Origin of the sequence: Sphingopyxis sp. H050, from assembly GCF_001468265.1 — a bacterium.
In the GTDB taxonomy this organism is placed as follows: domain Bacteria; phylum Pseudomonadota; class Alphaproteobacteria; order Sphingomonadales; family Sphingomonadaceae; genus Sphingopyxis.
On the sequence record NZ_LNRZ01000002.1, the window covers coordinates 229,342 to 251,990 of the forward strand.

Here is a 22,649-nt window from a genome sequence, read left to right on the forward strand (position 1 = left end):
GCGAAGGCAGGGGCCGCTATCAAGCGTTTGCCCCTGCGGCCGCGTCCAGAGTCACGTGCCTCTGAACGCCCTTCGCAGGGGCGACGTGTTTTAAAGAGGGACCATATGCGCAAAATCGGCCTGATCGGGGGAATGAGCTGGGCATCGACCGAGCTATATTACCGCCATCTCAACAAGGGCGTGCAAAAGCGCATCGGAACCGCCTGCTCGGCGCCGATCATCCTCGAAAGCCTCAACTATTGCGATCTGTCGCGGATCACCACGGCTGAACAATGGGCGCACGCCAAGGACGTGCTGATCGCGTCGGCGAAGCGGCTCGAGGATGCGGGCGCCACCGCGCTGATGATCGCCGCCAATTCGATGCACAAGGTCGCCGAGGATGTCGCGGCGGCGATCTCGATCCCGCTGGTTCACATCGTCGACGAGACCGGCGAGAAGATGAAGGCCGACGGGGTCAAGTCGGCGGCGGTGATCGGCACGCGCAACGTGATGACCGAGCCCTGGTTCCGCCAGCGTCTCGTGCGGCACGGGCTGACGCTTGCGCCCTATGACGCGGGCCGGGCGGAGGCGATCGACAACATCATCTACGACCAGCTGATGCAGGGCAAGGTGACCGAAGACGCGCGCCGCCAGATGCGCACCTTCATCACCGACATCGCGAAGCAGGACGTGCAGGCGCTCGTCCTCGCCTGCACCGAACTGGTGATGATCGTCGATCCCGACGCGAACGTCCTGCCGATCTATGACACGACGCGCATTCATGTTGCGGCGGGGGTCGACTGGATTTTGGGCGACGCGTCCTGACGCTTCCAGATTGGCGCTTTCAACCGACAGAAAATTATCCACTCGATAATCTTCGAGGCGTAGATTCCGTTGCGGAGGGGGCTCTTGGAAACGGCCATCTTCCGCTGGAATTTTCTTTCTTAGCGGGTGGTTATGCGTTTGCGAATCGAATGGTTACCCATCGAGGTACGGATCGCGGCGACGATGCTGGCACTGATGCTGCTGTTGTCAGCGCATTACGGTATGCCGATCGTCTTTCCAAGCGGCGGCAGCGCGCGGTTCGTCGGCATCCATTATGTCTATCCGCTGATCGGCGTCGCGCTGCTCGGAGGCGGGTTGGCACTATTCGGCCATCGCCGGGTTGCGTCGCAATATCTCCTTGCTTTTCCGTGCTATACGGTAGTCCTTTTTGCGCATTTCAACATGAAGCTGTGGGTTCCGCACATCAATCCGTTGCACTTCGACGCCTTTTACTGGCGGATGGACATGGCGGCGCGGCCGCTCGTTGACCTATGCTTTTGGCTGCGCGAATCCATGCTGTGGTTGATCCCTTACGACGCAAATTTCTACATGATTTCGTTCATCGGCCTCTTCTATTGTTCTTTCCTCTATCATGCGCTGCGCACGCCCGATCATTTCGGCAAGCTCGTCGTCGCTGTCCTGCTCTTTCAGTCGTTCGGTGCATTCGCCTACCTGATCGCTCCCGCCGTCGGGCCCTTTCTTTATGAACCAGGGATCAATCCCCTAGTCACCGAGAACCAGCGCGCAATGCTGGCCTTTTACCAGCATTCCGTAACAGGCGGCCCGGACTGGATCGCCCGGCATGGCGGCGAAGGCTTCACAGCGGGGCTCGCGGCGATGCCGTCGTTGCACGCGGGGGGCGCGTTTCTGTTCTTGCTGTTTGCCTGGCGGCACGGGCGCTTGCTCGTGCCGCCCTACGCGCTGCTGTTCTTGTTCATCGTCGTCGCAGCGGTGGCGAGCCGCTGGCATTATCTGATTGATATACCGGCCGGAATATTGCTCGCCTGGATCAGCTTCGCCGTCGCTGCCAAGGTGGTGCCCATTCGCAAGGACCAATTATCGGAGGATGCGCCGCTTGCGGGACAAGCCGCGACGGCCTAGACGATCCGTGTCCAGGTGACCGTGCGGCAGAAGACCGCGACGCAGCCCTTCATCGTCAGCTTGTTGCCGTTCACGCGCAGGTGCGCGGTGTAATAGCGACCGTCTTCGGGGCTGTAGCCGGGGCCTTTCCAGCCGCCTTCGTGGGGCACAAGGTCCCAGTAGATTTGCAGGCCGGTGACCGGGCGGCTGCGCTTCTGCTTCTCCGGGTTGCGCTCGTCGAGCTGTCCGCCTGCCGGTTGTTTGATCAGCAGGCGCTCGATCTTGCCGCACATTTTCGTGCCGCATGGCGCCATGGTGACGATGCCCTTGCCGTCGTCGGTTTTCCAGCGTCCCGTCAGCGAAGACGGCGCGGCGGCCATCGACGGCACCGCGGCAAAGGCGGCCAGCGCCAATCCCAATCTATAAATCACTGCGACCCCTCTCCGGTTCTATTAGCTACACCTATGTCAGCAACCCGCTTGGCATCCGTCAAGTCTTGCCGCATGGTTTCAAGAAAACAAGGGAGAGACTTATGCGATTCCCCGGCCTCCGCCACGCGGCGACGCTTTGCATTGTCGCAGCTTTCACAGCCGGTCCGGCTGCCGCGAAAACGATCAGCGTCAAGGCAGGAACGCCCGACGCGAACGAAAAGCTGCAGGAGGCGCTGATCCTGGCCGAACCGGGCGACACGGTGCAGCTCGGCGCGGGGACGTGGACGCTGACCGACGGGCTGTCGCTCGACGTCGCCAATGTCACTGTGCGCGGCGCCGGAGCGGGCGAAGGCGGATCGATCCTCGACTTCTCGGGCCAGCAGGGGGCGGGCGAGGGCCTGCTCGTCACGTCCGACGATGTGCTCCTGACCGACTTTGCGGTGATCAACACCAAGGGCGACGGCATCAAGTCGAAGGGCGCCGACCGCATTGTCTATCACCAGCTGCGCGTCGAATGGACGGGCGGCCCCAAATCTACGAACGGCGCCTATGGCGTCTATCCGGTCGAAAGCACCGACGTGCTGATCGACAGCGTCTTCGTGCGCGGCGCGTCGGACGCGGGCATTTACGTGGGCCAGTCGAAGAATATCGTCGTCCGCGATTCGATCGCGACCGAGAATGTCGCGGGGATCGAGATCGAAAACAGCTTCGACGCCGACGTCCACGACAATATCGCGACGCGCAACACAGGGGGCATCCTGGTCTTCGACCTGCCCAGCCTGCCGCAGCAGGGCGGGCATAATGTCCGTGTCTTCGAGAATGTCGTCAACGACAACAACACCGCGAATTTCGCGCCCGCGGGCAATATCGTCGCGAGCGTGCCGACCGGCACCGGCGTGCTGGTGATGGCGAACCGCAATGTCGAGGTGTTCGGCAATGTGTTCGACCAGAACGGCACCGCGAACGTCATGATCGTCGGCTATCGCTATGAGCATAAGGACCCGAAATACCAGCCGCTGCCGAAGGCTATCGTCGTGCGCGGGAACCAGCATGGCAAGGCGGGTTATGCGCCGGCGTTCGAGGGCGGCGGCATGATCGCCGCGGCGATGGGCGGCGCGATCCCGCCGGTGCTGTGGGACGGGGCGGGCGATGCGATTGTCCTCGACAAGGTCGGGGTGCTGTCGCTGAACCTGCCCGACGTGAAAACGCCGCGGAGTGAAGCGAAGCCCACGCCCGTCGACCTGTCGAGAGCGACGCCGCCAGCCGCGCTGCCGGCGATCAATTTGCCCGACAGCATGGAGGCCAAGGTCAAGTGAGGCGCATCGCGGCAGCACTTGCCGCGGCGCTGCTTTGCGCGGGCGGCGCGTCGCCCGCGCCCCATTTGTTGCCCGATCAGGCGGTGATCGACGGCCCTGCGATGCCGGCCAAACTATCGGCCTTCGGGTTGTTCAAGCCGGGGACGAGCGAGCCGCTCCCCGCCTTGCTGCCGTACAGCCTGCACACGCCGCTGTTCAGCGATTATGCCGAAAAGCATCGCGCCATCTGGATGCCGCCGGGCGCCAATGCGCCGGTCGGCCGCGACGGGGTGCCGGACTTTCCGGTGGGGACGGTGATTGTCAAAAGCTTCGGCTGGCCCGACTGGAACGGCGGGCGTCCGGTCGAGACGCGCCTGCTGATCCGCCGCGCGAGCGGCTGGACCGCGCTGCCCTATATCTGGGATGCCGACGGCAAGGATGCCTCGCTCGCGATCGCGGGGCGGCGCATTCCGGTGCGTTTCAAAAGCCCCGACGGCACGTCGTACAGCATCAACTATGCGGTGCCGAACAAGAACCAGTGCAAGGAATGCCACAGCCTGAAGGGCGAGATCGTGCCGATCGGGCCCAAAGCCAATAACCTGGACTTCAATGGCGCCGATTCCTCGCGTTTCTTCTCGTATCCGGCCATGCGCATCGCTCCGATGCCCAGGTGGGATGATCCGAAGAGCGGGTCGTTGCACGACCGCGCGCGCGCCTATCTCGCGGTTAATTGCGCGCACTGTCACAACCCCGAGGGGAGCGCGTCGAACAGCGGATTGTTCCTGCGCTGGACCGATCCGGTGAACGTCAATTACGGCATCGGCAAACGCCCGACCGCGGCCGGCAGGGGCAGCGGCGGCATGGATTTCGCGGTTGCGCCGGGCGATCCCGCGCACAGCTTCCTGCTCTATCGCCTCGAAAGCCTGGACCCCGGGATCGCGATGCCCGAGGTCGGTCGCTCGACGGTGCATAGAGAGGGCGCGGCGCTGCTGCGGCAATGGATTGCGGAGATGCCGAAAGCATCGCATTAGGACGCGCATGACAAGCCTCGTCCTCCATGATTATTTCCGCTCCTCGGCCAGCTTCCGCGTTCGGGCCGCGCTGAACCTGAAGGGGCTCGCCTATGAGCGCGTCGAGGTCAGCCTGATCGCGGGCGACCAGCGCAGCGACGCCTATCTGGAGCAGAATGCACAGGGCTTTGTCCCGATGCTCGTCGTCGATGGCGAGCCGATTATCCAGAGCCTGGCGATCATCGACTGGCTCGATCGCGCCTATCCCGAACCGCGGCTGATCCCCGACGATCCGATGCCGCGCGCGGTCGCGCTGGCGCAGGCGCAGGTGGTGGCGAGCGACATCCATCCGCTCAACAATCTGCGCGTGCTCAAATATCTCACCAAGGATCTGGGGCTGAACGAGCAGACAAAGGATCGCTGGATCCACGAATGGATCCTGCAGGGCTTCGATGCGCTCGAGGCGATGGCGGGTGAAGGCAGATATCTCGGCGGCGATGCACCGGGGATCGCCGACTGCTGCCTGGTGCCGCAGATGTACAATGCGCGCCGCTTCGAGGTGCCGTTAGACAGCTATCCGCGGCTGGCCGCGATCGACGCGGCGTGCATGGAACTGGACGCGTTCCAAAGGGCGCATCCCGATGGGGTGAAGCCCGCGTGATCCGGCTGCTCGCGGGGGCCGCGCTGCTGGCGGTGCCGGCGGCGGGGATAGCGCAGGAACCTGTTGGTCCGGCCGAAGACGATGATGGGTATTGCTGTATTCCCACAACGCGGCCCAAGGACGTAATAATTGTGAATGGTAGCGGTCAGCTGCCAATCGTCGATGCCGACAAGACGCAGGGCCGGACCTTGATAACCGACATCAGGCCGGGGCTGGGCAATCGAGTCGAGAATATCCTGCGCGACGAAGCCGGTTTGGTTCAATTCCGCCGCTCCGATGGTCGCAGCGCGCATCCGACCAGCCAAGGCATCACACTGCGCGGGCTCGGCGGCAATGCGTCGAGCCGCGCGCTGGTGACGCTCGACGGGATACCGCAGGCCGATCCGTTCGGCGGATGGGTCGCCTGGTCGGCCTATGACGCGATCAACCTGGGCGGCATCATCGTGACGCGCGGCGGCGGGAACGGAGCCGACGGCCCCGGCGCACTCGGCGGCACCATTGGGCTCTATTCGACGATGACCGACGGCATCGACGCCAGCGCGGCCTATGGCAGCCGCGGCAGCTGGGATGTGACGGGCTCGGCGGGCGGTCAGGTCGGGAGCGGGCAGGTCGCCGTCGACGGCCGCTACAGCCGCGGCGACGGCTTCATTCCGATCGCCAAAGGCCAGCGCGGCAGCGTCGACCGCGCCGCGCCCTATGAACAGGGTGGGCTCGGCTTGCGCCTCCGCTTCGACGCAGGCGACGACAGCCGGGTCGAGGCCAGCCTGCGCGGTTTTTCCGACCGGCGCGATCGGGGAACCAACTTCACGCAAAGCAAGGTCGACGGGGCTGACGCCAGCATCCGCTTCGTTCACGATCCCTACGGCGAGACGCGCTGGCTCGCGCTGGCCTATGTCCAGCTCCGCGATTTCGATACCGGCTTCGCCAGCGTCGCGGCGGGGCGCGACAGCGTCGTGCCGGCGCTCTTCCAGCGCGTTCCGGCGACGGGGCTCGGCGCTCGCGTCGAGGTGCGCCCCGGAATCGAGGGCGAAAACCCGCTCCGCGTCGGCGCCGACTGGCGGCGGACGGTCGGCCGCACCGAGGAGGATTTCTTTTTCACCGGCCTCGTGCCGGGGCGCCATCGCAGCGCGGGCGGTAGCAGCGACACCGTGGGCGCCTTCGCCGAATGGACGTCGGGCGACGCCAGCGACGGGCTGCTCTGGACGCTGAGCGGACGGATCGACCGCTGGTCGCTCGGCGAAGGATACCGGCTCGAGCGCAATATCGGCGGATCGACCATCACCAACCTGCGTTTCGCAGCGCGGCAAGGGTGGGAAGGCAGCGGGCGGGCGGGCGTGCGCTGGACCGTGGATGACGTCGCACTGCGCGCCGCCGGCTATCGCGGTTGGCGCCTGCCGACGCTCAACGAACTTTATCGACCTTTCCGCGTCGGGGCGGAGGTGACCACTGCCAACGAGGCGTTGGAGCCCGAACGGCTGTGGGGCGGCGAGGTCGGGGCCGACTGGGAGCGCAGCGATACGAAACTGTCGGTCACGCTGTTCGCAAACCATTTGGCGAATGCGATCGCCAATGTGACGCTGGCCTCCAATCTCAACCAGCGTCAGAATCTGGACGAGATCGACAGCAAGGGCGTCGAAGTCAGCGCCGAGCAGCGGATCGGCCCGGCGACGCTCCGCGCGACTTATGCCTTCACCGACGCCAAGGTCGACGCGTCGGGAATCGCGGCGACGCTTGACGGCCGCCGCCCCGCGCAGATCGCCAAGCAGGCCGGCAGCCTTTCGCTGCGCAGCGACGGTGGCGGGCCGCTCGGCGGTTTCGCGACGCTGCGCTATATCGGCAAACAGAATGAGGATGATCTCGGGCTGTTGCAGCTGGACGATGCGCTGACGCTCGACGCCGGACTGACATGGCGGCTCGCCGATGCCGTCAGCATCGAGGCGCGCGGGGAGAATATCACGAACGCGCTGGTCCCCGCGGCCATCTCGTCAGCGGGAATCGTCGAGCGCGCGACCCCGCGCACGCTCTGGCTGGGCGCGCGCGTCACATTCTGACCTTCACAGCCGCGGATTAGGCGATAGGGTGCGTGCGGCCGGGGATGGCGTCAGGGGGTGTCGAAGGCATGGCTACGAAGAAATTGAATCTCGACAATTTCCTGCCTTATCGCCTGTCGATCGCATCGAACGCGTTGTCCGAGCGGATCGCCACCGAATATCAGAGCCGCTTCGGCCTGAAAATTCCCGAATGGCGGCTGATGGCGGTGCTCGGCGAGGGCAAGCCGCTGACCCAGCGCGAGCTCGTCGCGGCGACGCGCATGGACAAGGTGACGGTCAACCGCGCGGCAAAGGCGCTCGCCGATCGCCAGCTGATCGCGCGCCTCGCGCACGCGGCGGACGGACGCTCGCATCATCTGGAGCTGACCGAGACCGGGCGCTCGCTATATGATGCGATCGCGCCGACCGCGCTTGCGAGCGAAGCGCGGCTGGAGGCCAATATCACCCCCGAGGAACGCTCGACGCTGCTCACCATTCTCGCCAAGCTGACCGCCGCCGCCGAAGATTATGGCTGACCCGGCCTACCGCGCCGCGCCCCCCGACGCGCTGCGCATCGAGGCGCTGGGCGAACTGACCGCGATCTTCGACCGCCGGTCGATGCAGACGCATCTGGTCGTTGCGCCGATGCCCGAGATATTGGCGGCGATGGGCGAAGGGCCCAGCAGCGCCGCGACGCTGGCCCGTCGGCTGGCGGCGGCGTTCGACCTCGACGCGCAGGGTGACGCCGCGGAGATCGTCGCGGAGCGGCTGCGCGAACTGGCGGCGATGGGGCTGGTGGCGGAGGCGTGAGGCACAGCACGCGAATCGCTGTCGGCCCGGTCCAGTTTCGCATCGGCAGCGACTGGCGCGAGCCGATCACCGCGCTCGAACGCCTCTATGCCGGCTATCCCAAGGACGAGGATCGCCCGGCCGACGCCACCGTGCGCCTGTTCGCGGCGCGGCCGTGGCGGCGATGGCTGCGCCCGTCGGTGCATATCGGCGGCGATTTCGTCGTCCCCGACGCGCTGCCGCTGCCGCTGTCGATGGGGCTGCTCGCGGCCGAGATGGGCATGAACCTGCAGGTTGCGCTCGGCTGGCGGCGGCACATGCTGCTGCATGCAAGCGCGGTCGCGCGCGATTGGCGCGCGGTCATCCTGTCCGGCGAATCCGGGTCGGGCAAATCGACGCTCGCGGCGCTGCTTGGCGAGGGCGACTGGCGGCTGATGGGCGACGAGTTCACGCTGATCGAGCCAGCCAGCGGCGATGCGCTGGCTTTTCCGCGCGCGGTCAGCCTGAAGAACGAGGCGATCGCCGAGATGACGGCGCGCGTCGATGCGGCGCGGCTGGGGCCGCTACTCGCCGGGACGCCAAAGGGCAACATCCGCCACCTGGTCCCGCGCGCCGACGCGATCGCGGCGATGCACGAACCGGCGCGCCCGGCGTTGATCCTTTTCCCGCGCTTCGGCGGCGAAGCGGCGATCGAACCGATGGGCGCGGGCGAAGCCTTCGTCCGGCTGACCGAAGCGTCGACGAACTATACAGCGCTCGGCGAGGCTGGTTTTGCGGCGCTGACGCGGCTGGTGCGCGAGGCCCCCGCTTTCGGCATCGCCTATCCCGACAGCGCGACGGGCATGGCGCTGGTCGAGCAGCTTTGGGCGGAGGCGGCACGGTGAGCGCGCTTCGCACGCTTGTCGATCTGCTGGCCGGGCGAGCCGATGCGGCGGCACTGGCGCCGCGCGATTGGGACGGCGTGATCGGGGTAGCGCGCGCCGAGGCGATGCTCGCGACCCTGGCCCATCACCTCGCCGATGCCGACCTGCCCGAGCCGGTCGCCAAGTTGCTCGCCGATCAGCGCGCAGCCGCTGCGGTGGCGCAGGCGCAGGCGCTGTGGGAAGCCGAAATGGCGCGCCGCGCGCTCGCGCCCGAAGGGATCGAGTTTGTTCTGTTGAAGGGCGCGGCCTATGCCGCCGCGGGCTTGTCGTGCAGCGCGGGCCGCCAGATCGGCGATCTCGACATCCTCGTTCTCGCACATGACATTCGCCGCGCCGAAAATGAGCTGCTCGAAGCCGGCTGGGAATGGGTCAAGTCGGACCCCTATGACGATTTCTATTACCGCGAACATATGCACGAGCTGCCGCCGCTCATCCACAAGGCGCGCGACCGGATGATCGACGTCCACCACACGATCCTGCCCAAGACGCACCGGATCACGCCCGACGCGCTGGCGCTTATGAGCGATGCGGTAAGGGCGGAGGGGGGCTTTGCCGTTCTCAATCCCGAAGACATGATGTGCCATTGCGCAGCGCATATGCTCGCCGATGGCGACCTGCAGGGCGGGCTTCGCAATCTGTGGGACTTCCATTGCCTGACGCGCGATTTTGCCGCAGCGGACGCGGACGTCTGGGGCAAGCTCGATGCGCGCGCCGATTTGCACGGGCTACGCGCGCCGGTGCATCGAGCGGCGCGGCTTGCGCGCGATCTCTATGGCGCGCAGCTGCCGTCGGGATGGAGCCGGCAGGATGCGGACGACATATGGTATCGCCGCCGCCTGCTCGCGCGCGACGATTGGGGCCGATCGACGAACGTCGCGCTGCAACAGGCCTTCTATATCCGCTCGCACTGGCTGCGCATGCCGCCGCTGATGCTCGCGAAACATCTGTGGACGAAATGGCGGAAGGGTTAGAGGCGTTCGAGTAGGGGAACCAGCTCGTCATAATGGCCGATCACATGATCGGCGCCGAACTCCTCCGCGGGGCGGTCGAGGAAGCCGAAGCCGACCAGGATGCTCGGCACGCCTGCCGCCCTTGCGGCCATGACGTCGTAGATGCTGTCGCCGACAAAGGCGGCGCGGCCACCACCGCTTTGCTCGATCATCGCCAGAATCGGTTCGGGGGAGGGCTTGCGCGCGCCGACCGTGTCGCCGCCGACGACCGCCGCGAAGCGGTCGGCGAGGCCGAGCTCGGTCAGCAACTGGCGCGCCAGCCCTTCGGCCTTGTTCGTCGCGACGGCGGTGCGGACGCCCAACTCGTCCAGCTGGTCGAGCGTTTCGATGAGGCCGGGGAAGGGGCGGCTGTATATCGCGATATGCGCGGCATAGAATTGCAGCAGATCCGGATAGAGCCGCTCGACCGCGCCGTCTGGAATCCCGCCGGTCGCGGTCAGCCCCTGTTCGAGCATATGCCTCGCCCCGAGCCCGATCATCGGCCGCACCTGGGCTTCGCTCAGCGGCGCGCGATCGAGCCGCGCGAGCGCGTGGTTCACCGCCGCGGTCAGGTCTCCCGCGGTATCGATCAGCGTGCCGCCGAGGTCGAAGCCGACAATGCGGAAGGGGAAATTCATGCGCAAATATATCCTGCCGTTCGGGTCGGGGGAAGTCGAGACACCCATCGATCAAGCCCGCCTTCACGGCATCTGGACTTCGGCCAGTGGCCGAAGTTTATCCTTAGCGCCTGTCAAGGCAGTCGAAGGGCTCGACGCGAACGGGGTTGTGGAAGCGCATGGCGCGATGTGCTGGAAACCGCAATGATTTGCTGGCATGGCGCGGGCATGAGCAATCCCATCGCCGCCATCATCCTCGCCGCGGGCAAGGGCACCCGCATGAAGTCCGACCTGCACAAGGTGCTTCACCCGATCGCCGGGCGACCGATGCTGCTGCACCTGATGGCGGCGGTCGATGCGCTGGCGCCGGCGAGGAAGGTGGTCGTCGTCGGCGACAAGGCCGACCAGATCGAGGCGGCGCTCGCGGGCAGCGCCGATCTGGCGGTGCAGGAGCCGCAGCTCGGCACCGGCCATGCCGTGCAGCAGGCCGAGAGCGCGCTCGCCGGTTTCGACGGCGATGTGCTGATCCTTTACGGCGACGTGCCGTTCGTGCCGACTGCAACGATGCAGGCGATGATCGACCGGCTCGGTGCCGCCGACGCGCCGGCGGTCGTCGTGCTCGCCTTCGAGCCCGCCGATCCGCTGCAATATGGCCGCGTCATCACCGATGGCGATTACGTGACCAAGATGGTCGAGCACAAGGACGCGACAGACGCCGAGCGCGCGGTGAAACTGTGCAATTCGGGGCTGATGGCCGCGAAGGCGCGCGACCTGTTCGCGCTGCTCGCGCGGGTCACCGACGACAATGCGGCAAAGGAGTTTTACCTCGTCGACATCGTCAATATCGCGAACGCCGACGGGCGCCGTTGCGCGGTCGTAAAGACCGATCCCAATGATGTCGCGGGCATCAACAGCCGCGCCGAACTCGCGCGGGCGGAAGCGCAATGGCAGGAATTCCGGCGCGAGGAGGCGATGGCCGATGGCGCGTCGCTGCGCGCACCCGAAACGGTCTGGTTCTCCTGGGACACCGAGATCGGCCGTGACGTGACGATCGAACCGAATGTCTTCTTCGGCCCCGGCGTGAAGGTCGCCGACGGCGCCACGATCCGCGGCTTCAGCCATATCGAGGGTGCGACGATCGCGACCGGATGCGAAGTCGGCCCCTATGCGCGGCTGCGTCCCGGCGCGGTGCTGGAGGAAAAGGCGAAGGTCGGCAATTTCGTCGAGGTCAAGAAGGCGGTGTTGGGGAAGGGCGCGAAGGCGAACCATTTGAGCTACATCGGCGATGCGACGGTCGGCGCAGGGGCGAACATCGGCGCGGGGACGATCACCTGCAATTACGACGGCTATTTCAAATATCGGACCGAGATCGGCGAGAACGCCTTCATCGGATCGAACAGCGCGCTCGTCGCGCCGGTGAAGATCGGCCGCGATGCGATCGTCGCCGCGGGCAGCGCGGTGACGCGCGACGTCGCCGACGGCGAGCTTCGCCTCGTGCGCGGCGAACAACTGGTCAAGCCGGGCTGGGCCGACCGTTTCCACGACGCGATGCGCAAGAAGAAAGCGGCGGAGAAGAAATAGTCGCATGGACGCGCCGACGCTGAACACCGCACGGCTGGTGCTGCGCCGGCTGCGCGCCGACGAGGCCGATGCCATCGCGCTGTTCGCGGTGTTGTCGGACCCGGAGGTGATGATCTGGTGGTCGAGCGGTCCGCACGAGTCGCTGGCCGAAACGAGAGAATATCTGGCGCGCAATGCGGCCGACGAGCAGGATTGGCTTTGCTGGGCCATCACGGTGGGCGACGACGTCGCGCTGGGCTGGGTGATCCTGATGGATCGCAGGCCGGGGGTTGGCGAGATCGGCTATATCCTGCATCGCGACCAATGGGGCAGCGGCATCGCGCGCGAGGCGGTGAGCCGGGTGATCGCCTATGGTTTCGACGATCTCGGTTTCCGCCGCATCTTTGCCGACACCGATCCGGAAAATGTCGGATCGATCGCTTTGCTGGAACGCCTCGGGTTCCAATATGAGGGGCGGCTTCGCGATGAATGGGAAACGCATATCGGCGTCCGCGATTCGCTGATCTATGGTTTGTTGCGCGACGAATGGAACGCGCGGACAGGAGAGAGATGTTGAGTGACCGCTACGAGGCCGCACCCTTTCTGCGCTATGTCGACGCGTGGGTGCTGAATGCGATCGGCCACCTCGACGAGCCAACCCGCGCCTATTGCGCCGCGATGGAGCCGACGCTGCGCCAGAGCCTCGGTCTGACGGGCAGCTGGACGCAGATCGTCGCGACGCAGATGAAATTCGCCCCCGACCTTGCCGGCCAGATTCGCAAGATTTGGGAAGAGGGCAAAGTGCGCTTCGAGCAGGGCAACGGCCGCCCCGCCGATCCGGTGCAATTTGCGATGACGTTCGTCGACAGGAATTTCGGCAGGACTTGATCTGATATCATGATATGATATCATACATTCATGCGCTTTCTCGCCGACCTTCCCGATTCCGACGTCGAGTGGCTCGACGCGCTTGCGGCCGAGCAAGGCGTTTCGCGCGCCGAGCTGGTGCGCCGCGCGGTCGCATCCTATCGCGCCGATGTCTCGGGCGACGCGATCGATAATGCCTTCGGCATATGGAAGGGCCGCGAGGATATCGGCGACGGCCTCAAATATCAGCGGCGCCTCAGGGGCAAGCGCGAATGATCGACGCGCAGTTCGACAGCGACATCCTCATCGATGCGCTCAACGGTATCGAGGCCGCGCGCGGGGAAATCCGCCGGGCGGGGCGCAAGAGCATCAGCCGCGTCAGCTGGACCGAGGTGATGTCCGCTGCCGATGCGCAGAGCCTGAAAGCCGTCGAGGCCTTCCTCGGCTGTTTCCAGGTCGAGGAGATCGGCGACGCTGTCGCGCGCCGCGCCGCTGCGCTCCGCGCCGAGCGCAAGGGCTTGACCCTTGCCGACGCTTTCGTACTGGCGACCGCGCAGATCAGCGGACGCATCCTCGTCACGCGCAATATCAAGGTGTTTCCGGCGTCGATGCCGGGTATTCGCATTCCCTACACGCTCTAGAAGAAAGCATAGCCCCCATGTGCGGAATTATCGGAATCATCGGCAAGGACCAGGTGGCGGACCGGCTGGTCGATGGCCTCAAGCGCATGGAATATCGCGGCTATGATTCGGCGGGCGTGTGCACGGTCGAGGGCGGGCAGCTGATCCGCCGCCGCGCCGAGGGCAAGCTCAATAATCTCGTCAAGGAACTCGCGGGCAACCCCGCGCCCGGCACCGTTGGCATCGCTCACACGCGCTGGGCGACGCACGGCGCGCCGACGACGAGTAACGCGCACCCGCACGCGACGGGTGAGGTTGCGCTCGTCCACAACGGGATCATCGAGAATTTCAAGCCGCTGCGCGAAGCGTTGCAGGCGCGCGGGCGCACATTCGAGAGCGAGACCGACACCGAGGTCGTCGCGCATCTCGTCAGCGAACAGGTCGAGGCGGGCAAGTCGCCGCAGGAAGCCGTGCAGGCGGTGCTGCCGCAGCTTCGCGGCGCCTTTGCGCTCGCCATCGCCTTCCGCCAGCATCCCGATCTGCTGATCGGCGCGCGGCTCGGCTCGCCGCTGGTCGTCGGTTACGGTGAGGGCGAGACCTACCTCGGCTCGGACGCGCTCGCGCTCGCGCCGCTGACACAGAAGATCGCCTATCTCGACGAGGGCGACTGGGTCGTGATCACCCAGGGCGGCGCACAGATCTACGACGCCGCGAACAACCCCGTCGAGCGCGAGATCACGACCAGTGGCGTTACCGCGGCGGCGGTCGAGAAGGGCAATTACCGCCACTTCATGCAGAAGGAGATTTTCGAGCAGCCGACCGTCGTCGCGCAGACGCTTTCCTCCTATATCCGCCCGCTCGAACAGACCGTCGCGCTGCCGCAGATGGATTTCGACCTGAGCAAGATCGAGCGCATCACGATCGTCGCGTGCGGCACCAGCTTCTACGCGGGCATGGTCGCGAAATATTGGTTCGAGACCTTCGCGCGCGTCCCCGTCGACATCGATGTCGCGTCGGAGTTCCGCTACCGCGACCCGGTGCTTGCACCCGGCGGGCTCGCGCTCTTCATATCGCAGTCGGGCGAGACCGCCGACACGCTCGCGGCGCTGCGTCATTGCAAGGCGAACGGGCAGACGATCGCGGTCGTCGTCAACGTTCCCACCAGCAGCATGGCGCGCGAGGCCGACCTGCTGCTCCCGACGCACGCAGGCCCCGAAATCGGCGTCGCTTCGACCAAGGCGTTCACCTGCCAGCTCGCGGTGCTCGCCGCGCTCGCGGCGCACCTCGCGCTCAGAAAGGGCAAGCTGACCGCGGCCGAAGAGCATGAGATCGTGAAACACCTGATCGAAGCCCCCGCCGCGCTCAACGCCGCGCTCGCGCACGACGAAGAGATCGCCAAGATGGCGCACCTCGTCGCCCCGGCGCGCGACGTGCTCTATCTCGGCCGCGGCCCCGACTATCCGCTCGCGCTCGAGGGCGCGCTGAAGCTCAAGGAAATTTCCTACATCCATGCCGAAGGCTATGCGTCGGGCGAGATGAAGCATGGGCCCATCGCGCTGATCGACGAGGCGGTCCCGGTGATCGTCCTCGCGCCCAGCGGCCCGCTGTTCGAAAAGACCGTCAGCAACATGCAGGAAGTCATGGCGCGCGGCGGCAAGGTCGTGCTGATTTCGGACGCCGACGGCATTGCCGAGGCGGGTGACGGCTGCATGGCGACGATCGAGATGCCCAAGGTGCATCCGTTGATTGCGCCGCTGGTCTACGCGGTGCCGGTGCAGCTCTTGGCATACCATGTGGCGGTGGCGAAGGGCACCGACGTGGACCAGCCGCGGAATCTGGCGAAGTCGGTGACGGTGGAGTGAGCTGGGAAACAAACTGCCACTGCGGCTCCGTCACGGTACGGCTCGCCAAGGCGCCCGAGGAACTCGCCGAGTGCAATTGCTCGCTCTGCTTTTCGCACGGCATCCTGTGGGCCTATTATTCGCCGCGCGATGTGGTGATCGAGGGCGAGACGCGGACCTATAACCGCGCCGACCGGCCGAACCCCAATTCGGACCTGCATTTCTGCGTCATCTGCGGTTGCTCGACGCACTGGTCGGCCACCCAAGGCCTGATCGAGCGGATGGGCGGCGCGGTCGATCTGATGGGGGTCAACATGCGCCTGTTCGCGCCGGAGCGGCTCAGCGGGATGAGGCTGAGCTTCCCCGACGGCCGTCGCTGGTCGGGCGAGGGGGCCTGGGGCTATGCGCGCGATGCCGGGGTCATGCCCTGACCGGCGCGGCTTAAGCGGCCGCGTTGGCCTGCGCCAGAATCGACGCGGCGACGTCCTCGATCTTGCCTGCGACCAGCAGCGGCGCGCCGCCGACCATGCCGACCTGCGTCTGGCCATTTTCATAGTCGCGAAGCCAGGCGACATTCTCGGCGACGACCAGGTAATTGCCGCCGCGCGAGTTTAGGGTAATGAATTTCATCTTGCTGTCTCCTGACCCAACCGCCTCTAGGCGCCAAATATGAAGATTGTTGGTTTCCTATGAACCCCGCCGCCATCATCTTCGATTTCGACGGCGTCATCGCCGACAGCGAGGTGCGCGCGAACATGTCGCTCGCCGAGAGCCTGACCGCGGTCGGGATGCTGACGACCTATGACGAGTGCCTGCGCGACTATTACGGCCACAACTGGCAGGAAACGCAGCGGCGGATCGAGGCGCGGTTCGGGCGCGCGCTGCCCGCCGATTTCCGTGAGACGCATCGCACCCGTGCCCGCGTGCGCTTCATGGAGGGGTTCGACGCCGTGCCCGGCGCGGCCGCTTTCCTGGACGCGCTGGGACCGACACCGCGCGCCATCGCATCGTCGAGCCGCGCCGAATATATCGACTGGGCGCTGGGGCTGTTCGGCCTGCGCGATCATTTCGGTGATCATATCTACAGCGCCGACGGCTGGGATCGCGGCAAGCCGCATCCCGACATTTATCTCGCCTCCGCGAAGGGGCTTGGCGTCGATCCGGCAGTGTGCCTCGCCATCGAGGATTCCCCAACCGGCGCGCAGGCTGCGCTTGCCGCAGGGATGACGGTCGTCGGATTCTGCGGGGCGGGGCATATCGTCGACCGCGCTGCGCATGGCGAAATGTTGCACAGCATCGGCGTGCATCATGTGGCGCACAGCTACGACGAAGTTGCTGCCCTGACGCTTGCGACCAGCTGATCCTCCCCATGGCTTCGCCACGGGGAGGATCGGGTGCAAAAAGCGCTGTCCTACATTTGGCTGCTCGGTTAGCCTGATGCTTGAATTTCGCCGGGGAACCCACCGCGCGATGCGAATTGCGAGTGAAGTTACGCAGTTTTCTGCGCATTTCGAAATCAGACGATCGAGGAGAGAGCCATGTGCAATGACATCACCGAAGCCGATCTCGACCGCGCGGGCATCCCCGTAAACCGGCGGAGCTTTGGCACCCTGGTTGGCGCGGGCGCGCTGGCGTCGATGCTGCCCGTATCGGCCGGCGCCGCCGGGCCGGTGAAGGGCCGCGATGTGGAAATCCGCACCGCGGAGGGCGTCGCCGACGCCTATTTCGTCGCGCCCGCGAGCGGCAAGCATCCGGGCGTGCTCGTGTGGCCCGACATCCGCGGCCTGCGTCCCGCCTTCCGCCAGATGGCCGACCGGCTGGCGGGCGAAGGCTATGCGGTGCTGACCGTGAATCCCTTTTATCGCTGGCAGAAGTCGCCCGTCGTCGATGCCGCCAACGACTTCAACGATCCCCCGATCCGCGAGAAACTGTTCGGCTATCTGAAGCAGCTGACCAAGCCGCTGGTGACGACCGATGCGACCGCGCACCTTGCCTTCCTCGACGCGCAGAAAGAGGTCGATACGCGGCGCAAGCTCGGCACCACCGGCTATTGCATGGGCGGGCCGATGACGATCTATACAGCGGCGCTGAAGCCCGACCGCGTCGGGGCGGCGGCGAGTTTCCATGGCGGCGGGGTCGGCACCGACAAGCCCGACAGCCCGCACCTGCTGATCCCCGGGACCAAGGCGGGCTATCTGTTCGCGATCGCCGACAATGACGACAAACAGGATCCCGAAGAGAAGAACCGGCTGAACGCCGTCCTCAACCCCCGCAAGCAATGGCACGAGGTCGAGGTCTATGAAGGCGCGATGCACGGCTGGTGCCCGCCCGACGGCCGCGCCTACAACGAGGCGGCGGCCGAAAAGGCGTGGAGCCGAATGCTGGAGCTGTTCAAGGCCAGCCTCTAGGCAGCCGCCGCGGCCTTAATTGGAACTGCGGGCGATCCCCTCGGTCAGCCCATTGGGTAGAGGATGTCCTTGCCGACCTTGTGCAGCGCCTTCATCAGGTCGTCGCTCAGCACCAATTCCTTCGCGGCGAGGATCGGGTCGACCTGATCATAGGCGCTGACGCCGACGATCGTCGAGGCAACGAAATCGTGCTGCTTCGACCAGGCGGTCGCCATCGTCACCGGGTGCAGGCCATGCTCCTCGGCGATCTTCAGATAGCGCGCGGTCGCGGCGAGGCTTTGGTCGTTGACGAAGCGGCGGCCCATCGCAGCCTGCCGACCCTCCATGCCGAGATAGCGCGAGAAGCGCGCACCCTCGGGCCGGGCGCCATCCTGATATTTGCCCGACAGCACGCCGCCGGCGAGGGGGGAGTAGGGGATCAAGCTGACGCCTTCCTGCCGGCAGACCTGCGCCAGCTCGTCCTCGAAGCGGCGATTGTTCAGGCTGAAGTTGTTCTGGATCGTATGGTAGCGCGCCACGCCGAGGCGTTCGGATGCGGCGATCGACTTCATCAGTCCCCAACTCGTCTCGTTCGAACAGCCGAGGATGCGCACCTTGCCCACGCGGACGAGTTCGTCGAGCGCGTCCATCATCTCATCATAAGGCGCATCATGGTCGGGCCAGTGCGTCTGGTAGAGGTCGACATAGTCGGTCTGGAGCCGCGTCAGGCTGTCGTCGATGGCCTGGAAGATATTCTTGCGGTCGAGCGCGGTCATGCCGCCGCGGCATGGCGACTTGAACCAGACATGGCTCGGCCCCGATACTTTGGTGGCGAGGATGATCGCGTCGCGGTTCTTGGTCTTCAGCCAGCGACCGACGATCTCTTCGGTCCGGCCGACCCATTTGATGTCGGGCGGCACCGGATAGCCCTCGGCGGTGTCGTAGAAATTGATGCCCTCGTCGAAGCAGCGGTCGAGGATGCGGAATGCTTCGGCCTCATCGGTCTGGCTGCCGAAGGTCATCGTCCCCATGCAGATGTCGGAGACGTGGATGGCGCTTTTTCCAAGGCGGCGGCTTTGCATGGCTCTCTTCTCCAATGAGGGGAGCGCCGTCTTTAGGTTGCGGATCGCAACCTTGCAATCGGGTCAGATAAGGAGCGCGAGCGATCCGACGAGCAAGGCGGCCATCGTCCAGTTGAAGGCGCGCAGGCGGGCGGGGCTCGACAGCCAGCCGCGCAGCGACACGCCCATCACCGCCCACAGGCTGGTCGAGGGGAGGTTGATGATGCCGAAGACCACCGCCACGAGCAGCACGGCGGCAAAATTGCGATCGGGCGCGTAAAGCGCGATCGCCGACAATGCCATCGACCAGGCCTTGGGATTGACCCACTGGAACAGCACCGCCTGCAGGAAGCTCATCGGCTTCGCGCGGGCGCCGCCGTCGGTGTCGGGCGCGCCCGCGTTGGCGATCTTCCACGCGAGCCAGAGCAGATAGACGACGCTCATCACCTTGAGCACGATGTTGAGGACGGGAAACATGTCGAACAGCCCCATCAGCCCGACGCCGACGAGGACGATCATCAGCGTGAAGCCGAAACCGACGCCGAGCGCGTGCGGCACCGTGCGGCGCAAGCCGAAGTTGGCGCCCGAGGCCATGAGCATCATATTGTTCGGTCCCGGCGTGATCGACGAGACGAGCGCGAAGGCGGAGAGCGCGGCAAGCGTGGTCTGGTTCATGGCGCGCAATATAATGAGTTACCAAGCGCGACAGGTTGCAAAGATACGTAGTCATCGGATAGATTGTGCAATCCATGATCAAGATCGATGCCATTGGCCGCAAGATATTGCAGGAATTGTCGCGTGATGGGCGAATCTCCAACCTCGAACTCGCCGAGCGGGTGGGACTGTCGCCGTCGGCCTGCCTGCGCCGCGTGCAGGAACTCGAACGCAGCGGCGTGATCAAGGGCTACCGCGCGGTGATCGATCCCGCGAAACTGGGGCTGACCTTCCTCGCCTATGTGACCGTCGGCCTGTCGTCGCATACAAAGAAGTCGCAGGCCGATTTCGAAGCCGCGATGGCCGATGCGCCCGAGGTGCGCGAATGCCACAACCTGACCGGCGCGATCGAATATCTGCTTCGCGTCGAGACCGCCGATCTCGCGTCGTACAAGCATTTCCACACCGAAGTGCTGGGCGTGCTGCCGCAGGTGCATGCGATCACGACCTATGTGCTGATGGAATCACCGAAGGACGAGCGGGCGTGATAGCCCGTGGCCCCGACGATGGCTTCTTGAACCCCGCTCGTACCGACCGCATATCGGTTTCATGACGAAACTCTCCTTCCTCGACCTCGTGCCCGTGACCGACACCGGCACGGTGACCCAGTCGCTCGCCAACGCCGCCGATCTCGCCCGGCACGCCGAGGCGCTCGGCTATTCGCGCTATTGGGTGGCCGAGCATCATGGCATGACGGGGATCGCGAGCGCCGCGACCGCGGTCGTGCTCGCGCATCTGGGCCACGCGACCGATCATATTCGCATCGGCTCGGCGGGGATCATGCTGCCCAATCATGCGCCGATGGTGATCGCCGAGCAGTTCGGAACGCTCGAAGCGCTGTTTCCCGGCCGCATCGACCTGGGCCTGGGCCGCGCGCCGGGATCGGATCAGCGGGTGGCCCGTGCGCTGCGCCGGACGCTCGCCAGCGACGAGCGCCAGTTTCCGCAGGACGTGCTCGAGCTGCAGGCGTTTCTGGCCGGCGACGAACAGCTTGGAATCACAGCGGTGCCGGGGGCGGGCACGCATATCCCGCTGTGGATATTGGGGTCGAGTACCTTCGGCGCGCAGCTCGCGGCGGCGCTCGGATTGCCCTATGCGTTTGCAAGCCATTTTGCACCCGATGCGCTTGACGAGGCGCTCGACATCTATCGCCGCCAGTTCAAGCCGTCGGCACAATTGTCCGAGCCCTATACTGCCGCCGCTTTCAACGTCTTCGCCGCCGATACGCGCGAGGAGGCCGAACTGCTGGCCTCGTCACAGCAGCAGGCGTTCGTCGCGCTGCGCACGGGCAATCCGGGCAAGATGAAGCCGCCGGTCGAAGGCTATAAGGACAGCCTGCCGCCTAACGCGCGCGCGATCCTCGACCATGTGCTGCAATGCTCGGCGGTCGGGACGGTCGACGATGTCGCGGCCGGGCTGAAGGCCTTCAAGGCGCGCACCGGCGTCGACGAGATCGTCGTTGCGTCGTCGATGTACGATCACGAAGCGCGGAAGCATTCGGTCGCGCTCGCGATGGAAGCGGCGAAGTCGCTCTAGGCTGGAGGCTCGCGCGGATCGGGCCGAAAGCTCAAACTGGCGAGCCGCCAGGCCAGATCGTCGCCCATCAATTCGGCCGCGGTCGGAACGTCTGTCGGCGTCGCGCAATCGACCTCGGCGGCGATGTAGCGGCCGGTTTCGCGCAAGCGGACGTCAACTTTGCCGAAGCGCGTGCGAAGCACGGCGATCAACTGCTTCGCATCGTCGGCCAGTTCGTTCGAATCGAGCGCGCGCGGCGTGCCGTCGAGCAGTTCGGCGATCGCCTGCTTTAGCGCGCCCACCGCGTCCTTGATGATCGAAAGCGAGATGAACAGCGCGGCCGTGGCGTCCGCCCACCACCAACCGAGCCCGATACCGATGATGCCCGCCATGCCCGCGATCCCGGTCTGCCAGTCGGCTTTCTGCATCAAGGCGTCGGTATGAAGCACCTTGTCCTTTATCTTCTCCGCCACCGGCTGCTTGAGCCGCCCCAAGATGACGGGTGGGACGACCGAATAAGCAAGCGCCGCAAGCATCAGCCAGCCGAGCCAGATCGTGTGGCCGAACAATGTGATGCCGCCGACGCTCGGATGCTCCTGCTTCACAAGTGTCGTGATGCTTTCATAGGCCAGAAAGGCGCCGACCGAGAGCAGTGCGGTTGCGGCGACGAGGAATGCGAGGCTGTTCGCGCGGCGGTAGCCGAAGGGAAAACGCCGGTTCGGCCGCCGGCGCTCCCAATGCGTCGACAGCAGGAAAACGACCGCGGGGACGAGGCTTAGCACGTCTTCGATGACCGCGGCCTTCATCGCCTGGCTCGCCCCCATGACCAACCACATGACGAGCACGACGCTCGCCATCCAGCCGAGGGTCCAATATTCGAGCCGCTCGCCGCGCCGGACATCGGCCGCGATCGCGCGCGGAATGCCGCCGTGAAGGCTCATTCTTCCCGCTCCGCAACCGCGCGATCGATAGCGAGGATCAAGGCGTTTTCGCCATTGCGCCGGGCGATACGCAGCACGGGCTGCTTCCCGTCCGCTGGCTCGGCGCGGCCGATCGCTTTCGACAGCGAAATATCGGCCATCCATGGTGACGCCTTGGCGAAATGGCCGACGACCGCGTCGAGCCGGCCGTCCTCCAGCCAGTGCGGGGCATGTTCGCCATGGACGGCGATTTGCACGACGCGCGCGCGGTGGTGTGCGGCATAAGCGCGAAGCAGTGTGAGCGCGGGGGCGGCATCGGGTGTCCCGGGGAGCACCGCGACGCGCATCATGCCGCTGCGTTCGATGCGTTCGGTCGTGCCCGACGCGTCGCGGGGCAGGGCGTCGCAGGCGCCGAGCGTCAACGGCAAAGACAGAAGGAAGGCGCGAAGCATCATCGCTGCGAACGCGGCCGGGCGGCTATGGTTGCGCCCATAGGCCCTGTGTTGACGCGGCTCCGCGAGCGGCGGTATAGGAG

29 protein-coding genes are annotated in these 22,649 nt (G+C 65.7%); 22 read left to right on the top strand and 7 right to left on the bottom strand.

Features of this window, described 5'->3' with window-relative positions:
• Positions 1 to 105 precede the first annotated feature (105 nt).
• Together ATE67_RS04170 and ATE67_RS04175 are read left to right on the top strand one after the other, a co-directional pair.
• The gene (locus tag ATE67_RS04170; RefSeq protein ID WP_058815383.1) at positions 106 to 804 is read left to right on the top strand and encodes an aspartate/glutamate racemase family protein; all 699 of its coding nucleotides are present in this window, start codon (positions 106 to 108) and stop codon (positions 802 to 804) included.
• 132 nt (positions 805 to 936) lie between these two features.
• A complete protein-coding gene (locus tag ATE67_RS04175) occupies positions 937 to 1,905 on the top strand; it encodes a phosphatase PAP2 family protein (RefSeq protein ID WP_058815384.1) in 969 nt (322 codons plus the stop codon).
• On the opposite strand, the gene ATE67_RS04180 is transcribed toward ATE67_RS04175, so the two are convergent.
• Positions 1,902 to 2,297 carry a DUF2147 domain-containing protein gene (locus tag ATE67_RS04180; protein ID WP_058815385.1) on the bottom strand — a complete coding sequence of 132 codons (396 nt, stop codon included), beginning with the start codon at positions 2,295 to 2,297 and terminating at the stop codon, positions 1,902 to 1,904. The genes ATE67_RS04175 and ATE67_RS04180 overlap by 4 nt on opposite strands.
• A 119-nt stretch (positions 2,298 to 2,416) precedes the next feature.
• Here ATE67_RS04180 and ATE67_RS04185 point away from each other — a divergent pair, with 119 nt between their 5' ends.
• The 8 genes from ATE67_RS04185 (at position 2,417) to ATE67_RS04220 (ending at position 9,994) form a co-directional block, all read left to right on the top strand.
• The gene (locus tag ATE67_RS04185; protein ID WP_058815386.1) at positions 2,417 to 3,631 is read left to right on the top strand and encodes a parallel beta-helix domain-containing protein; all 1,215 of its coding nucleotides are present in this window, start codon (positions 2,417 to 2,419) and stop codon (positions 3,629 to 3,631) included.
• Positions 3,628 to 4,641, top strand: a complete 1,014-nt coding sequence (locus tag ATE67_RS04190; protein WP_058815387.1) for an SO2930 family diheme c-type cytochrome — start codon at positions 3,628 to 3,630, stop codon at positions 4,639 to 4,641. The genes ATE67_RS04185 and ATE67_RS04190 overlap by 4 nt, the downstream gene beginning before the upstream one ends.
• A gap of 7 nt (positions 4,642 to 4,648) precedes the next feature.
• The gene (gene maiA / locus ATE67_RS04195; RefSeq protein WP_058815388.1) at positions 4,649 to 5,281 is read left to right on the top strand and encodes a maleylacetoacetate isomerase; all 633 of its coding nucleotides are present in this window, start codon (positions 4,649 to 4,651) and stop codon (positions 5,279 to 5,281) included.
• Positions 5,278 to 7,332, top strand: a complete 2,055-nt coding sequence (locus ATE67_RS04200) for a TonB-dependent receptor (RefSeq protein ID WP_058815389.1) — start codon at positions 5,278 to 5,280, stop codon at positions 7,330 to 7,332. The genes maiA and ATE67_RS04200 overlap by 4 nt, the downstream gene beginning before the upstream one ends.
• Before the next feature lie 68 nt (positions 7,333 to 7,400).
• The gene (locus tag ATE67_RS04205; RefSeq protein ID WP_058815831.1) at positions 7,401 to 7,847 is read left to right on the top strand and encodes a MarR family winged helix-turn-helix transcriptional regulator; all 447 of its coding nucleotides are present in this window, start codon (positions 7,401 to 7,403) and stop codon (positions 7,845 to 7,847) included.
• Entirely contained in the window at positions 7,840 to 8,121 is a 282-nt protein-coding gene (locus ATE67_RS04210; protein ID WP_058815390.1) for an HPr-rel-A system PqqD family peptide chaperone, read from the top strand. The genes ATE67_RS04205 and ATE67_RS04210 overlap by 8 nt, the downstream gene beginning before the upstream one ends.
• Positions 8,118 to 8,984 (top strand): HprK-related kinase A, encoded by an 867-nt coding sequence (locus ATE67_RS04215; RefSeq protein WP_058815391.1) that lies wholly within the window; start codon positions 8,118 to 8,120, stop codon positions 8,982 to 8,984. The genes ATE67_RS04210 and ATE67_RS04215 overlap by 4 nt, the downstream gene beginning before the upstream one ends.
• The gene (locus ATE67_RS04220) at positions 8,981 to 9,994 is read left to right on the top strand and encodes a nucleotidyltransferase domain-containing protein (RefSeq protein ID WP_058815832.1); all 1,014 of its coding nucleotides are present in this window, start codon (positions 8,981 to 8,983) and stop codon (positions 9,992 to 9,994) included. Before ATE67_RS04215 ends, ATE67_RS04220 begins: the two co-directional genes overlap by 4 nt.
• On the opposite strand, the gene ATE67_RS04225 is transcribed toward ATE67_RS04220, so the two are convergent.
• A complete protein-coding gene (locus tag ATE67_RS04225; protein WP_156416907.1) occupies positions 9,991 to 10,650 on the bottom strand; it encodes an HAD family hydrolase in 660 nt (219 codons plus the stop codon). The genes ATE67_RS04220 and ATE67_RS04225 overlap by 4 nt on opposite strands.
• Here ATE67_RS04225 and ATE67_RS21310 point away from each other — a divergent pair.
• From ATE67_RS21310 to ATE67_RS04260, 8 genes are read left to right on the top strand one after another with little or no spacing between them, the layout of a single operon-like run.
• A complete protein-coding gene (locus ATE67_RS21310) occupies positions 10,649 to 10,837 on the top strand; it encodes a hypothetical protein (protein ID WP_156416908.1) in 189 nt (62 codons plus the stop codon). The genes ATE67_RS04225 and ATE67_RS21310 overlap by 2 nt on opposite strands.
• Positions 10,838 to 10,857: 20 nt before the next feature.
• Entirely contained in the window at positions 10,858 to 12,210 is a 1,353-nt protein-coding gene (glmU, locus tag ATE67_RS04230) for a bifunctional UDP-N-acetylglucosamine diphosphorylase/glucosamine-1-phosphate N-acetyltransferase GlmU (protein WP_058815833.1), read from the top strand.
• Positions 12,211 to 12,214: 4 nt separating this feature from the next.
• Positions 12,215 to 12,766 (top strand): GNAT family N-acetyltransferase, encoded by a 552-nt coding sequence (locus tag ATE67_RS04235; protein ID WP_058815393.1) that lies wholly within the window; start codon positions 12,215 to 12,217, stop codon positions 12,764 to 12,766.
• Positions 12,763 to 13,077, top strand: a complete 315-nt coding sequence (locus ATE67_RS04240; RefSeq protein WP_058815834.1) for a hypothetical protein — start codon at positions 12,763 to 12,765, stop codon at positions 13,075 to 13,077. The genes ATE67_RS04235 and ATE67_RS04240 overlap by 4 nt, the downstream gene beginning before the upstream one ends.
• Before the next feature lie 30 nt (positions 13,078 to 13,107).
• Positions 13,108 to 13,332, top strand: coding sequence for a CopG family transcriptional regulator (locus ATE67_RS04245; protein ID WP_058815394.1), 225 nt, complete (start codon positions 13,108 to 13,110; stop codon positions 13,330 to 13,332).
• Positions 13,329 to 13,697 carry a PIN domain-containing protein gene (locus ATE67_RS04250; protein WP_058815395.1) on the top strand — a complete coding sequence of 123 codons (369 nt, stop codon included), beginning with the start codon at positions 13,329 to 13,331 and terminating at the stop codon, positions 13,695 to 13,697. The genes ATE67_RS04245 and ATE67_RS04250 overlap by 4 nt, the downstream gene beginning before the upstream one ends.
• 17 nt (positions 13,698 to 13,714) lie before the next feature.
• Positions 13,715 to 15,538 (top strand): glutamine--fructose-6-phosphate transaminase (isomerizing), encoded by a 1,824-nt coding sequence (glmS, locus tag ATE67_RS04255; RefSeq protein WP_058815396.1) that lies wholly within the window; start codon positions 13,715 to 13,717, stop codon positions 15,536 to 15,538.
• Positions 15,535 to 15,948, top strand: a complete 414-nt coding sequence (locus ATE67_RS04260) for a GFA family protein (RefSeq protein ID WP_058815397.1) — start codon at positions 15,535 to 15,537, stop codon at positions 15,946 to 15,948. Before glmS ends, ATE67_RS04260 begins: the two co-directional genes overlap by 4 nt.
• Before the next feature lie 10 nt (positions 15,949 to 15,958).
• On the opposite strand, the gene ATE67_RS04265 is transcribed toward ATE67_RS04260, so the two are convergent.
• Positions 15,959 to 16,147, bottom strand: coding sequence for a hypothetical protein (locus ATE67_RS04265; RefSeq protein ID WP_058815398.1), 189 nt, complete (start codon positions 16,145 to 16,147; stop codon positions 15,959 to 15,961).
• 59 nt (positions 16,148 to 16,206) lie between these two features.
• Here ATE67_RS04265 and ATE67_RS04270 point away from each other — a divergent pair, with 59 nt between their 5' ends.
• Positions 16,207 to 16,878 (top strand): HAD family hydrolase, encoded by a 672-nt coding sequence (locus tag ATE67_RS04270; protein WP_058815399.1) that lies wholly within the window; start codon positions 16,207 to 16,209, stop codon positions 16,876 to 16,878.
• A gap of 177 nt (positions 16,879 to 17,055) precedes the next feature.
• Positions 17,056 to 17,925, top strand: a complete 870-nt coding sequence (locus ATE67_RS04275) for a dienelactone hydrolase family protein (protein WP_058815400.1) — start codon at positions 17,056 to 17,058, stop codon at positions 17,923 to 17,925.
• Positions 17,926 to 17,969: 44 nt separating this feature from the next.
• Here the strand turns inward: ATE67_RS04275 and ATE67_RS04280 are convergent, their stop codons facing one another.
• Together ATE67_RS04280 and ATE67_RS04285 are read right to left on the bottom strand one after the other, a co-directional pair.
• Positions 17,970 to 18,986: an aldo/keto reductase gene (locus tag ATE67_RS04280; protein ID WP_058815401.1), complete on the bottom strand. Its 1,017-nt coding sequence runs from the start codon at positions 18,984 to 18,986 to the stop codon at positions 17,970 to 17,972.
• Between the two features lie 63 nt (positions 18,987 to 19,049).
• On the bottom strand, positions 19,050 to 19,640 hold the full coding sequence (locus ATE67_RS04285; RefSeq protein WP_058815402.1) for a LysE family translocator: 591 nt from the start codon (positions 19,638 to 19,640) through the stop codon (positions 19,050 to 19,052).
• Between the two features lie 74 nt (positions 19,641 to 19,714).
• Between ATE67_RS04285 and ATE67_RS04290 the strand changes: the two genes are divergently transcribed.
• Together ATE67_RS04290 and ATE67_RS04295 are read left to right on the top strand one after the other, a co-directional pair.
• A complete protein-coding gene (locus ATE67_RS04290) occupies positions 19,715 to 20,167 on the top strand; it encodes an Lrp/AsnC family transcriptional regulator (protein WP_058815403.1) in 453 nt (150 codons plus the stop codon).
• 61 nt (positions 20,168 to 20,228) lie between these two features.
• A complete protein-coding gene (locus ATE67_RS04295) occupies positions 20,229 to 21,215 on the top strand; it encodes an LLM class flavin-dependent oxidoreductase (RefSeq protein ID WP_058815404.1) in 987 nt (328 codons plus the stop codon).
• On the opposite strand, the gene ATE67_RS04300 is transcribed toward ATE67_RS04295, so the two are convergent.
• Positions 21,212 to 22,135 carry a cation diffusion facilitator family transporter gene (locus ATE67_RS04300; protein WP_058815405.1) on the bottom strand — a complete coding sequence of 308 codons (924 nt, stop codon included), beginning with the start codon at positions 22,133 to 22,135 and terminating at the stop codon, positions 21,212 to 21,214. The two genes, ATE67_RS04295 and ATE67_RS04300, sit on opposite strands and share 4 nt — an antisense overlap.
• Entirely contained in the window at positions 22,132 to 22,569 is a 438-nt protein-coding gene (locus ATE67_RS04305) for a hypothetical protein (protein ID WP_058815406.1), read from the bottom strand. Before ATE67_RS04305 ends, ATE67_RS04300 begins: the two co-directional genes overlap by 4 nt.
• Positions 22,570 to 22,649: the final 80 nt, after the last annotated feature.

Bases quoted from the DNA above. Each gene is read 5' to 3' on its own strand.
- ATE67_RS04170 (WP_058815383.1), top strand. From the start codon at position 106: ATGCGCAAAATCGGCCTGATCGGGGGAATGAGCTGGGCATCGACCGAG.
- ATE67_RS04175 (WP_058815384.1), top strand. From the start codon at position 937: ATGCGTTTGCGAATCGAATGGTTACCCATCGAGGTACGGATCGCGGCG.
- ATE67_RS04185 (WP_058815386.1), top strand. From the start codon at position 2,417: ATGCGATTCCCCGGCCTCCGCCACGCGGCGACGCTTTGCATTGTCGCA.
- maiA (WP_058815388.1), top strand. From the start codon at position 4,649: ATGACAAGCCTCGTCCTCCATGATTATTTCCGCTCCTCGGCCAGCTTC.
- ATE67_RS04205 (WP_058815831.1), top strand. From the start codon at position 7,401: ATGGCTACGAAGAAATTGAATCTCGACAATTTCCTGCCTTATCGCCTG.
- ATE67_RS04210 (WP_058815390.1), top strand. From the start codon at position 7,840: ATGGCTGACCCGGCCTACCGCGCCGCGCCCCCCGACGCGCTGCGCATC.
- ATE67_RS21310 (WP_156416908.1), top strand. From the start codon at position 10,649: ATGCGCAAATATATCCTGCCGTTCGGGTCGGGGGAAGTCGAGACACCC.
- ATE67_RS04225 (WP_156416907.1), bottom strand. From the start codon at position 10,650: ATGAATTTCCCCTTCCGCATTGTCGGCTTCGACCTCGGCGGCACGCTG.
- glmU (WP_058815833.1), top strand. From the start codon at position 10,858: ATGAGCAATCCCATCGCCGCCATCATCCTCGCCGCGGGCAAGGGCACC.
- ATE67_RS04235 (WP_058815393.1), top strand. From the start codon at position 12,215: ATGGACGCGCCGACGCTGAACACCGCACGGCTGGTGCTGCGCCGGCTG.
- ATE67_RS04245 (WP_058815394.1), top strand. From the start codon at position 13,108: ATGCGCTTTCTCGCCGACCTTCCCGATTCCGACGTCGAGTGGCTCGAC.
- ATE67_RS04250 (WP_058815395.1), top strand. From the start codon at position 13,329: ATGATCGACGCGCAGTTCGACAGCGACATCCTCATCGATGCGCTCAAC.
- glmS (WP_058815396.1), top strand. From the start codon at position 13,715: ATGTGCGGAATTATCGGAATCATCGGCAAGGACCAGGTGGCGGACCGG.
- ATE67_RS04265 (WP_058815398.1), bottom strand. From the start codon at position 16,147: ATGAAATTCATTACCCTAAACTCGCGCGGCGGCAATTACCTGGTCGTC.
- ATE67_RS04270 (WP_058815399.1), top strand. From the start codon at position 16,207: ATGAACCCCGCCGCCATCATCTTCGATTTCGACGGCGTCATCGCCGAC.
- ATE67_RS04275 (WP_058815400.1), top strand. From the start codon at position 17,056: ATGTGCAATGACATCACCGAAGCCGATCTCGACCGCGCGGGCATCCCC.
- ATE67_RS04280 (WP_058815401.1), bottom strand. From the start codon at position 18,986: ATGCAAAGCCGCCGCCTTGGAAAAAGCGCCATCCACGTCTCCGACATC.
- ATE67_RS04285 (WP_058815402.1), bottom strand. From the start codon at position 19,640: ATGAACCAGACCACGCTTGCCGCGCTCTCCGCCTTCGCGCTCGTCTCG.
- ATE67_RS04290 (WP_058815403.1), top strand. From the start codon at position 19,715: ATGATCAAGATCGATGCCATTGGCCGCAAGATATTGCAGGAATTGTCG.
- ATE67_RS04295 (WP_058815404.1), top strand. From the start codon at position 20,229: ATGACGAAACTCTCCTTCCTCGACCTCGTGCCCGTGACCGACACCGGC.
- ATE67_RS04300 (WP_058815405.1), bottom strand. From the start codon at position 22,135: ATGAGCCTTCACGGCGGCATTCCGCGCGCGATCGCGGCCGATGTCCGG.
- ATE67_RS04305 (WP_058815406.1), bottom strand. From the start codon at position 22,569: ATGATGCTTCGCGCCTTCCTTCTGTCTTTGCCGTTGACGCTCGGCGCC.